Here is an 11,416-nt window from a genome sequence, read left to right as displayed (position 1 = left end):
TGCATGCGCAGCTTGTTGCCCTATCTTTTTTCTTTTATCGCGGTCGCCGTCACGGCGGCTTATATCATTTATGAGGGCTCCCGAGATTTTGGCCGGATAGCGCAACCGCCTCCCGAAGAACCCGTGGTCGAGGAAATCGAGCCCGAAGAAGAGCCGCAGCCGTTTCACGGTCGGGTCGAACTGCCCGCGGTCGAGGACATCCTGGTGCTGTCGAACAGCGCGGAACGCGACATCGAAAAACTCGCCACTTATTTTGAAGCCAGGTCGGCCGGCCTCCACTGGATAGCGCAGCCCTATTTTAAAAAGTACCGCCCTTCCGACGACGTGGTGGTAGGGCTCCGCCTTGCGATAGATTCGCTCGGCAATTTCGCTTGCAAGGAGATGGAGTTCACCAACGCCGAGGATGAATCCCTGGGCGAGTCGCTGAGGCGCCATATCGACGCCTATTGGCGCTACCGGAAGAGCGAATCGGGATATACGGAACTCTGGCTTCCCGTCCGCTTCAAATCAAAATGGGTGAAATAGGCCCGCGCAGCCCGCAGACCCGCATTGCCCTCCGGCTCATCCAGGAACCACCTGTAAACGGTTCAATCCAGTCGTCATGCCGCAGCCCCGCCAGGGGCAAGGGCATCCACTAGGCCTTCAGAATTTTCAGCAGGTCCTGCGCGCGCTTCTCGATGAGCACGAACGCTTCGAACATGCGGGCTTCGCGCCACTTGGTGAGGTACTTGCGTCTCCAGTCGTCGGCGACGAGGTCCGGGGCTTCGGTCGTGTCCTCGTTCCTGTACCACACTTCCTTAGTGATTTCCTTGATCATGTCGCCCATTTCGGCGGCAGGCTGGAGGCTGCCCTTGCACAGCAGCAGGGCGCGCAGGTTGTCGAGCAGAATTTCGTCGCTCGGGTTGTCAGAATCGTCGCGGGCACAATCCCAGATTTCGCCACGGTGGCGTTCCGTCCAGCCCATGAGGTGCTTCTCGGTCCTTTCGAGTTCGCCTTTTGCGAGCTTTTCCTCTACCGCTTCGCGGGGGTAGTAGATGCTGTTCGGGTAAAATTCTATCATGGTTTGCCCCACTGGTTGTAATGCCCGGGGCGGGACTTGAACCCGCACGAGGTTGCCCCCAAGGGATTTTAAGTCCCCAGTGTCTACCATTCCACCACCCGGGCAGGTGTGCTCGCCAAATATACAAAAAATAACGGCATGTGGGGTAGGGCTCGGGGCCTTATTTGCGCAGGGCGCTACCCCCGAGTGAAGACAAATTGCTAGATTGTGGGCATGAAACGTTTTGCAATTGCAGTAGCCCTATTCCTGTTTTCTGCCGGCTCCGCATTCGCCGGCGATACATATGATTACTTCAAGGAGCAGTTGGCTTCCGTCCGCGACAGCTACGTGACCTGCGTGAACATGGCCATGGAAGACGCTACCAGCGGGGGCGACCCTGCCGGCTGGTTCTGGATGCGCTCCGAGGGCCTTGCCGCCACCTGGAAGGATCTGGACTTCGAACCGCCCGAATCCATCTTCAAAATCAAGGAAATTCCCTACGGGTTCCATCTTTCGGGCGGCCGCGGCAGCTACTGGATAGATGCCGACGTGGTCGTATGGACTAGGGATTCCGATATCCAGTACACCATCACGTACCGCAAGGACACGACCGCCGATGCGAAGCTGGTCGCGAAGGAAGTTTTCGTGAACGAGCAGTCGGACTACCCCGTGAAATGCTCGAAGGGCGCAGTGGCCTGCTACAACGGCAAGTCCACCTTCGGAAAACTCAAAAAATAGGGGCCAAAACCCCGAAATTTCTTCAAAAAAGCCAAAATTGACGGTTTGAAGCGAATTTCCTCACACGGGTAAATAAAATTTTACCCCTTTCGATGATTTTATATATATTTTCGAAGAGAGCAGGGGCGTCGAATGACGCCTTTTGCGTGTTATGTGGTATTTAGAAAAACTGGGAAATTGCTAACTTGTTGCATATCAATAAGTTGCGGTTTTGCAGGAGACAAGGTATGTTGAACGTGTGTTCGAAAAAAAGCGGTTTTACGTTGGTCGAGGCCCTCGTGGTGGTTGCCGTCATGGGGATTCTCTCCGGTATTGGGGTGGCAAGCCTCAGGGCTGCCGTGGCTAACAGCCGCATCAAGGACGCCGGTATCAACGTGACTGCATTCATGGAACGCGCGGCGAACGAAACCACGCGGTTGAACTCGACGATGAGCGTGAAGGTGGAAAGCGACAAGAAGACCTTGAAGCTGTACAAGTGCCTGGCCGTGAACGCATCCAACGGGGCGTGCACCAACCTGGGCGCTGTCGTTGCCGAAATGAAGCTTGAATCGCCGAATTCCTTCGTGACGGACAAGAGTTGCCCGGACCAGCCAGGTTCCAAGACGAGTCCGTCGAGCCAGATGACTTTGGTCCCGAAAATCGGGGTCTCTCCAATTCCCAACGGCTGCCTCATGATGCGTTATGCCAGTTCCGACAGGTATGCCGTATCCATCAAGTCCCCGACGAAGTTCGCGATGTATTACAAACTGAATTACAATAGCGGTGCGGCCGATTCCTGGTTTGAATTTTAGGTGGTGTTATGGAAAAGAAACTGAAGAACAAGAAAGGTTTTGGAATCACGGAGGTGCTTGTCTCCGCGGTGGTTCTGGGCCTTTTGTATATGGCTATCCTCCATATGCAGACGGGTAACCGCGAGGCGCTTTTGCGTATACGCGGTAGAGACGGCGCCATCGAGGTGGCGCAGCAGGTCATCGATTCCCTGAACCGCATAGGGATAGCCTCCATTCCCGATCCGACAAGCGCCGCTGCCGGTGATGAGCATGTCCAGAACGGAAACTACGTGTGGACGTGGGACCCGATCCAGCGTTCCTGGGAACGCGGCAGCAAGGTCGGCGGTGGCCAGACGACTATAGCCTATACCCCAACCGTGACCGTATCGCCGACGACGGAATATACTGCGACAAATGGATCTAACCTCGAGACGGTGAGCCATGTGTACGCCAAGCAGGTGAATGTTCAAGTTTCCTGGCAGTTCAAGGGGTCCAGGCAGTCCATCAACATGTCTACGGTTATCCGGTAGGTGAAAGCGGAATTTTTACGGCAGAAGAGGAAAAGATGAAAAAGGCCAGTCACAGCCAGGCATTACTCCGCAAGGCGGGCTTCACGCTCATCGAACTTTTGGTGTATATCGCCATCGTGGGTATCGTGGTCATCGTGGCGGGCCAGGCGTTCAGCAATTCCACAAAGATGCGCGTGCGCACCCAGAGCATGCTCAAGGCATCCGAGGTGGCCGAGAATGTCGCATCGTTGTTCAAGACCGACGCGGCGCAGACCGGCGCGAAGAGCTCGATGGAAATGGGTAGCGATTTCGGTGGTGACGTATTCAGTTCGATAAACGACAGCGTGTACATGGATCCGGCCAATATGGATGACGACAAGAAGGACTTTTCGTCGTTCCATGTGAAAATGACGGATGGGTTCAGTGATCTGAAAATGCGCCGTATTCGCTATGACGATCAAGGTCATTACGTGGCGGTCGAAGAAGTGAACTGGTTCGTGCAGGGCGATACGCTCAAGCGCAGCTGCCGTACGGTTACGGGAACCGAAGATGCCGATGACTGCAAGAGCGGATCCTCCGCCGAAGCGAGAGGCCGCGCTGTAGAAATCGCGACGGGCATTTCCAAGTTCAAGGTGAAAGCGGGTTTGCCGGGAGTGTCTTCCACGGGTAAACCGGCCCAGGTATTCCCTCCCTGCGATTTGAGCGGTGTTTGCCCCGAGGAATTCCGCCTGGTGTCGCGTATCGGCGAAGCGGACTACATGGCAACCACGATAACCCCCGCGGACGATTACAAGATTGCGGAACTCACGGGTTTCACGACGAATTACGATAAAGCCAACAACAGTGAGAATGCTTCCGGGACGCTTCGGAATCAGGTGGTGGCGACGGAGAATGCGGATCCTTCCGGAACGGGTTGGAGAAATCAGTGCAAGGAAATTACGCTTGAAACCAGGACGGAATACGAACTTTCGTTCTCGCTGGCGGATGCGGGTACGTTTGAAAAAATGAGAATGTTCGTTCCCGGCAGGGACCAGATGTCCGTCGGTTTCCGTTCGACCAAGGACGGTTCGAGGCCTGCAGAACTGGAAGATTTCTTCTTCTATCCTCCTACGGATGAAAGCGCCTCGGGCGTGAGATTGGTGCGCTTCAGCGTCCCCAAAAAGCTGACGAGACTGTGCATCGCTTTTACCTTTGTGAGTTACTCGCCCTTGGCGGTAAATGGAAAGGTGACGATTTCGGAATTGCGCCTGAAGAAGGTGGAATCGGCGAACTACAAGTTTGATTATCCTGCAGACACATTGAATCTCAAGGACAGGGCAAACGCAAAAGCATTGCTGCTTGTCTTTGGTGTTAAGCGCAACGGGGAAGAAGGTACTGACTCCCTTGTTGTTCCTATTCCGAGCAATGGCCGGAAAGATTAGGAGGAAATTATGAAATCAGAAATGCGATATGGGAATAACGGCCTGCATCTGAAAAAGGGTGTGTCGCTTGTTACTGTCCTCATTTTCATGCTGGTGGCGACTATCGCCGCGACCGCCACGTACAAGTGGCTGACTTCCGAAGGCCGTTCTTCGGGCTCGCGCCTGCAGAAGCAGGAGGCGTACCAGAGTTCCATGGCCGGTATCGAGAATGTGCGCGCATGGATGACGTTCAATGCGAACGATGTGGGCGCCCTGGTTAAGCAGTATAAGGATACCGGGAAAAAGATTAAGCTGAATGACAGGCTCGCTCCGTGGGCAAGGGCGAACCAGCGTTACGATGTATGGCTTGCCGGCGTGAATACGGGAGCAGCTCACAACTTCAAGTTGAAAATACTTTCTTCCGGAAAGGCGAGCGGGAATGCGGTTCATAATGAGATAGCGATTTTCAATGTGGATGGCCTTTACCGGGTGCAGATACCCGAAGAATCGGGCACGCTGAACTTCAATCAGGCTTTTGCCGGTGCTACGACTGGTTTGACGAATACGGATACCTTGCAGTCGGGTATTATTCATGGTGACTTTAAGGATCAGAACAACACGCCGACATTGACGAAGGATTTTGTCGTGTCTGGTAATGCGGCCTTTGGCGGAACATTGCATGCTTATGGTGATTTGTACGTAAAGGGCGATATTAAATCTGAAAATGGCGGGTACGAATTCGGCTTGGCCGGAGTTGATACGGCTGTCGTTTATATTGGGGGTGACATCTCTTGCGCGGACAACCAGTCTTTGAAGGTGCACGGAGACTTGCTTGTCGACGGAAAAATTTTGGGAAAGTGCGCTATCGAAGTTAGCGGTAATTTGACGGTTGGTGGCGCGATTGTAAGAGACAACCCGGGTACAAAGAAATTCACGGTTGGGAAGAACCTGGTCTTCAAGAGGGATGCCGTATTCAATTGGTCTGGTAATAATGATGTTAGCGAGAACTCGTATGGAACGGGTGGCGACTATGGAACGGGTGTTGGCAAAAAGTCGTATTTGTCAAATATTTCTGGTCAAAATGAAAAGGGAAAAAGGAAAATCAATCTCGGAAGTGAAATTTACCTTTACGATTCGTTCCCGAATGATATTAAGTACTGCCAGAATGCTTGTGACAATGCTAATCATGATTTGAGTTGTCAAAAAACTGCGCGCTGTCCTAGTGGGTATTGCGAAGGGTTCTTCTCGCAATGTCATAAGCCTGCGGGATCAAATGTTAATGTTGGAAACAGTGCAGACAGGTATTTTTCTTTCCATTCTCCTGAAGATGCTGGCCGCATTAAGGCCGACCGCATCCATGAATGGTCCAAGACTGACAATGTTCTGAAAAACGTGAGCGACAAATACTGGCAGCGTATTTCCAGAATGAATAATTACGGGAAAATAATCAGGAGCGATGGAACTATTCCGCAGGAACTCCTTTTGAGAAACGAGACGGCATGGAAAACCGAGGCCAAAAAGAACAATACGTATTGCGGTATGTCCAAGAATTGGCTGATGAATGACGAGACCATTCAAAAGCTGAATAGCTGCTATGCTATGGCAAAAGATGATGGAAAACTGTACAACGGCTTCTTGCCGATAGAATGGCAGTACAACCAGAATGATGAGCCCAAGACGACGAAGTTGGACGGAAAATTTGTCATATATGCGTCGACTCCTGTTGGAAATACTTATTTGCCGGCGACGGAGCCCGATGCTGTGGTCATGTTCTATCTGGAGCATGGTACCGACGGCAACGCCCAATTGAAGGGACGCCATGTGGAGAATCCGGACTGGGTCTATAATTACTTCATCTATTCCGATGACGATATCAATGAATTGAATGATTTCAATATCCAGGGAACGGTTTTCTTGGCCGAAGGCAAGAAAATGAAAAAGTTCCAGGGCGGAAACAGGCTGGACTTTAAGGAAGACGTTCTTAGGGCTTTGGTCACTGCTGGATTTGTTACTGAGAATCCGGAATTCACGAGTCTTGTTTCGGATGGTTCCATTGCAACGAGCCATGGTGTCGCATCGGCTGGCGGCCAAGATGATTATTTCATCGCTTCGGCTCCGCAGCTGAAAATTACGTTGGAATCCATGTACGAAAATAACGAACCACTTCCGAGTGCGGCTGACGAGGCTGAATTGGAACCGTCGTTCATTATTTTGCCGAGAATTATCTTCTTGCCTGTCGACCCCTATGGCAAGTTGGAAGATTACATAAACCTGGTCAACTTGAATGGCTCCACCAAGACGAAGAATGTGGCAAAGGTGGGCGGCTGCACCAGCATTCCCAAGACGACCCTTCTCTATGATCGTGCAAACCCGGCTACGGCTTCGAAGTTGCCTTTGGGACTGCATGAATGTAATTACTTCGACGATGGCGAGAATGTCCCGTTCTTCATATATGTGACTGGCGAACAATTGGGTTCAAAGCCGGAAGTGAATTTCGAAACTCAATTTAAGGAGATTGGGGCGAACTCTACGGATTATGCGAGAGTGAAGTGCAAGGTGGGCTCGGGTGAAGAATTCAAGGTCAAGATATCAAAACCGACCGACATGCCGGCAAACTGGATAATAACTCCGGTGGCAACGTATGAAGGAACCTGTGATAACGACTCCCCGTCGTGTACGTTCAAACTTTATGCCAACGAGACGGATTGCGGTTCTCTGAAGCAGTTGTTCCGGGTGACGACGGATGATGCTCAAAATGGCTCGGCGGTTTTCCAGATGCTGGAATGCACCGGCTGTACTATTGGTACGACAAACCAGGAACAGTTCACGATGTCGAGCTCGTTCAGGGTGAACCGTCAAGGTTTGATGCAGTATTGTGGCGGTCCGGGCTCGGGCACCGAGGAATGCGAAACGGATGGAACGTATTACAAGATGATGCAGGCGAGTTGGCCCGATTGCGAAGTCGAAGACGATAGGTCTTGGGTGGCTGCAGTGGGATTCAACAGCCCCATAACGAACAACTGCACCGCTTACGATATCAATGAATCCTGGGATTGCGGAATCTCGAGTGATTTGAAGTTGAACGTGCTTGCGGCCGGGGTGCCGGTAGGCTGCGAGGCTGTCATTCCTCCCGAAGACAAGAACTTTTTGTCCAAGACGGATTTGACGTCGGGTGGCGAAGCTCCGCTGTATGCGCAACTGAAGGCCCAGAAGGTCCATGTGCGTGTGAAGTTCGCAGGCGACAATCTTCTTGGAAAGACAATCTATGTTGCATCGTCAAGGTTCTCTACGGACCAAGGTTGCTTGTATTCTGATGCCGGATGTGACTATGAACTGTTTACGGGCGACGATATCCATTTGACAGTCAGTACCGGCGACAGGGCGGACTTCTCGTACTGGAAGTGTGATCCTACGACCAGCGTAAATTGTGGAACGGCGGAAGCGGTCACGGGAAATACCTTCTCTATCGAAAAGGTGAACGGCGATAATGAAATTGTCGCGTGGTTCGGCCAGAACGACAAACATTGCTTCTTCGATGAATTCCTGACTTCTAGGGAATGCACAGGCTATGGCGAAGATTGGAAATACTGCTTCGATTACTGCCAGAATACCGACGATTGCCGTGTCGGCAATGCCGCCAATACGAATGAGGCAAAGTGGATCGTTTTGGGTGACGAAGCCTTGAGAAACAAGCTTCAGTACCAAGATGGAAAGATCTGGCTGGATCGCGAATATAACCGAAATAAGAAACAGTCTGATTTTGCGGCTCTGCGGGCCTTGAGTACGGTTCAGGCCGGTCACTTTGGCACGTTGCGTGCGCAGTTCCAGCTTCCGCAACAGGGACGCGGAGACAATGACGCTTCTGCCAATGTGGACAAGTCCGGGTTCTTGCTGCATTCGAACAACGATGCGTCGTCATATATAATGCTGAACGTCTATGCGAATAAGGACGGAAAATTGGCGGCGAAGGTGTGCATCGGGGATGTCTGCACTACGGAGACATTGCTCAACACGCGGCAGGGACCGGGAATGGGCGGACCGATGATGGGTGGACAGGCGATGGGTACAATCTCTAACACGGATATCTTCACCTTGAGCGCAGAGTTGAAGAAAGATGGAACGAAAGAGGTCCTGCTTGTTACGGTCGTGAAAGGCCAGCTTGGCGGATATGCGACAGCTAAGGCGACGATAATCCTTTCTGATATCGAAGGATATGCTGCCCTTACGGGCCCCGAGTACGAATATGTTGGATTCAGCCTTGCCGATCCTGATTTCAAGTTGTACGATGTCGGGTGGAAGAGTGAATCTTACAATGCGGAATGCTGGGACACGTATCCGACAATCAAGTGTTCCTTCAGTGCCGCATATCTGGGCGGTATCGTGCCGCAGAACCAGAAGGCTAAACCGTGGATTGGACTTTCCAGCTGGTTCGACGAGAAGGGCTGTACTCCCGACTACTATTACAACGGAGACGATGCATGCAATGTTCCTGGAACGTCGGAATATAAGAAGTGCATGCCGGATTATAAGTTCAAGGATGGTGGCGTCCACGGAACGATAGAAAACGGTGTCGAAACCAAGATGGCCAAGGTAAAGATACAGCAGTGCTTCGGTACATTCTTGTCAACGACGGATTTGGATCTCTTGCGTGCCGAAGAGGCTCTTTGCGGCCAGTTCTGGGTCGGCGAGATAAATGTCTGTAGGAACAACTACTTGTTCTTTAGCGACGATCTCGGCGGAAGGACTCTTCCTCCGTACAGCACTGGCTCGATTTCGTCTGACGAAATCTTTGCCCTGGAAGCAAACCAGGTTGCCAATCTCAGGTCGGCATCCATCAATATTTCGATGGACAACCCGAATGGCGAAGAACTGGAAGTCTATCTCCGTAGCGAGACGGGATATTACAATACGTCGCCTAAGTTCAGCGGTTCTGCGGTGACTAGGGCGCAACATGCGGCCTTGATCAATGTGGAAGAACTTGCGACCAGTACCGGATTCGACCCTGAAAAGGTAACAGCGGTCATTATAAGGAATCATGGCGGTTCCAATGTGACCATCAAGGAAGTTAAGAGCGCTTGCGACAACGTTACGAGTATCCAGTGCAAGGAGGCCGAATATGTGGGTGGCAAGTTCAAGGTGAATGTTGTCGTGAAGCATCACGAAGGCGTGAAGTCGTATAAGATTACCGCGAAGGAAAATGGCTCGTCAGTTTCGGGCCTGGAGTTGGAATATGAATGCGAGAATACTGGTGTGATGGGAGGACTTTTGCCTGGTGGCGGATGTCGCGTGCCTGATCCTATGGGAAGAATTGCATTCAATACGGAACCGTATAATCCGTATGAGGGTGGCCTTGGAACGGAAAAGGCGTATGTCTTTACTGTTGAAGCTCTCGGGACTGATGGCCAGCCGATAGAAAATTCTCCGTGCACGACTCCGGAACTGACGATTCGCCCGATTACGGCTGAATGCCGATGGGGTGGCGGAGCCAGTTCTGTCGTGGTTCAGCCGGGTACCGGCTTGCCTGATTTCCAGTACAAGCTGAGTGATTGTGCTGGCGGCAACTGCAAGTGGGTCATTTCTCTGGATGGTTCGGAAGAAGTCTATAAGGGAACGGGAACTACGACCGGGTTTACAAGTATTCCGCTTAATAAGCGTAATGCCTTTAACACGGGTGCGAATTCCTTCGCTGTCAATAGCAGCCACAGGATTTATTTCAAGAATGATGCCGGTGCTACGGCGAAATTTACCGAATGCTATAAGGAATTCACGGTGACGGCTGGTACGAGTTCCGGTACGGTGCAGTCTTCGTCTTCCGCGGGTCCGATTTCTTCTGCGGTGACTTCGAGCAGTTCTTCTGCGGTTCCGGGAATGATTACGGTGACATGTCCCAACCAAGTTGAAACGTACCCTGTCAAGCGGACTTCCTGGGGAATTACGACTTCGGGAGAAAGCACGTTGGGCAATAACGAGACTCTGGAAAGGGTCCTTTATGTCGGAAACGAACGAATTAGTTCCAAGAATTGTTCGAAAAATGATTGTCCGTCGATGGATGATGCGTACCTCACGCAGGCTCCTGGTACGTACACGTATTCTGTAAAGATTGGATCGCAGGAAATGTGCCGTGGTACGCTGGTTGTGAACAACCCGATTGTTTGCTCCAGTGATCCGGATGATATTACGCTGGGTGGAAACTTTACGGTGAAGGCCTCCAAGGCAAGCGATGCTGTAGGGGATCCGACAGATTGTAAATTGACGGGAAATAACGTGTCGGGAGGCGATTGCTACAACGGTGCAAGCAGGTTCAATTCGGATTTAACGGTAACTCCGAGTAGTTCGGGATCGCTGAAGTATACCTACGAGGTTAAACTGCAAAACAATGGAAAGACTGCTGGACCGTTCAAGTGCGAATGGAACGTGGATGTGGCTGCTGCAAGTAGCAGTAGTACTTCTAGTACGTCAACCACTGTGGAGTTTGAAATTGCCAATGGACAAGACTTCCCACAGGCAAAGGATGTCGCCGTTGGTTCGTGCCTCTCCTTGACGGGAACTTGGAACAACCAACATTATTTGCCGAAACTTTTGCTTCGTTGTGGCAGCACGCAAGGAATTGTTATCACGTACAATTCTAAGGAAACGAGTGGTGATTACTCCGTAGAAGCAAAATTGAATGTCCCTATCACCTACACAAACACCAAAACGACGTTCGTCAGTAATGTGTGCGTGAATTCGACCACTGGTGCGCAAACATTGAATTGCGCATTTGGAGGTTATCAAGATTAATTGATAAACGAAAATTTTAAAAGCTCCCTTCGGGGAGCTTTTTTTGTGTATAAGAAAACTACCGGCTACGCCGGTAGTTCCGTAAAAGCCTTCTGGCGGTCATGAAAAAAATCCTTTGACTATTATTGAAATGCGGTCTGCCAACTGCATCACAACAATTTCAAAGGATTTAAAATGAAT

8 protein-coding genes and 1 tRNA gene are annotated in these 11,416 nt (G+C 51.3%); 7 read left to right on the top strand and 2 right to left on the bottom strand.

Annotation, left to right across the window (positions count from 1 at the left end; all coding sequences use genetic code 11):
- The first annotated feature begins 3 nt into the window (after positions 1 to 3).
- Both IK012_RS13365 and IK012_RS13360 read left to right on the top strand, forming a co-directional pair.
- Positions 4 to 525 carry a hypothetical protein gene (locus tag IK012_RS13365; RefSeq protein WP_290955423.1) on the top strand — a complete coding sequence of 174 codons (522 nt, stop codon included), beginning with the start codon at positions 4 to 6 and terminating at the stop codon, positions 523 to 525.
- Positions 513 to 638 carry a hypothetical protein gene (locus IK012_RS13360; RefSeq protein WP_290955421.1) on the top strand — a complete coding sequence of 42 codons (126 nt, stop codon included), beginning with the start codon at positions 513 to 515 and terminating at the stop codon, positions 636 to 638. Before IK012_RS13365 ends, IK012_RS13360 begins: the two co-directional genes overlap by 13 nt.
- On the opposite strand, the gene IK012_RS13355 is transcribed toward IK012_RS13360, so the two are convergent.
- Together IK012_RS13355 and IK012_RS13350 are read right to left on the bottom strand one after the other, a co-directional pair.
- On the bottom strand, positions 635 to 1,060 hold the full coding sequence (locus IK012_RS13355; protein WP_290955419.1) for a hypothetical protein: 426 nt from the start codon (positions 1,058 to 1,060) through the stop codon (positions 635 to 637). The genes IK012_RS13360 and IK012_RS13355 overlap by 4 nt on opposite strands.
- A gap of 21 nt (positions 1,061 to 1,081) precedes the next feature.
- Positions 1,082 to 1,164: transfer RNA gene (locus tag IK012_RS13350), tRNA-Leu, on the bottom strand.
- Between the two features lie 109 nt (positions 1,165 to 1,273).
- Between IK012_RS13350 and IK012_RS13345 the strand changes: the two genes are divergently transcribed.
- The 5 genes from IK012_RS13345 (at position 1,274) to IK012_RS13325 (ending at position 11,236) form a co-directional block, all read left to right on the top strand.
- Positions 1,274 to 1,777: a hypothetical protein gene (locus tag IK012_RS13345; protein ID WP_173378417.1), complete on the top strand. Its 504-nt coding sequence runs from the start codon at positions 1,274 to 1,276 to the stop codon at positions 1,775 to 1,777.
- Between the two features lie 227 nt (positions 1,778 to 2,004).
- Positions 2,005 to 2,568 carry a prepilin-type N-terminal cleavage/methylation domain-containing protein gene (locus tag IK012_RS13340; RefSeq protein WP_290955417.1) on the top strand — a complete coding sequence of 188 codons (564 nt, stop codon included), beginning with the start codon at positions 2,005 to 2,007 and terminating at the stop codon, positions 2,566 to 2,568.
- 8 nt (positions 2,569 to 2,576) lie between these two features.
- Positions 2,577 to 3,077, top strand: coding sequence for a type II secretion system protein (locus IK012_RS13335; RefSeq protein ID WP_290955416.1), 501 nt, complete (start codon positions 2,577 to 2,579; stop codon positions 3,075 to 3,077).
- A gap of 35 nt (positions 3,078 to 3,112) precedes the next feature.
- Positions 3,113 to 4,477: a prepilin-type N-terminal cleavage/methylation domain-containing protein gene (locus IK012_RS13330; RefSeq protein WP_290955414.1), complete on the top strand. Its 1,365-nt coding sequence runs from the start codon at positions 3,113 to 3,115 to the stop codon at positions 4,475 to 4,477.
- A 9-nt stretch (positions 4,478 to 4,486) separates the two neighbouring features.
- On the top strand, positions 4,487 to 11,236 hold the full coding sequence (locus IK012_RS13325; RefSeq protein ID WP_290955412.1) for a hypothetical protein: 6,750 nt from the start codon (positions 4,487 to 4,489) through the stop codon (positions 11,234 to 11,236).
- Positions 11,237 to 11,416: the final 180 nt, after the last annotated feature.

It is taken from the genome of Fibrobacter sp., from assembly GCF_017551775.1.
Classification (GTDB): domain Bacteria; phylum Fibrobacterota; class Fibrobacteria; order Fibrobacterales; family Fibrobacteraceae; genus Fibrobacter.
Note: the sequence above shows the minus strand (reverse complement) of the source record. Positions and strands in the feature narration are given on the sequence as shown.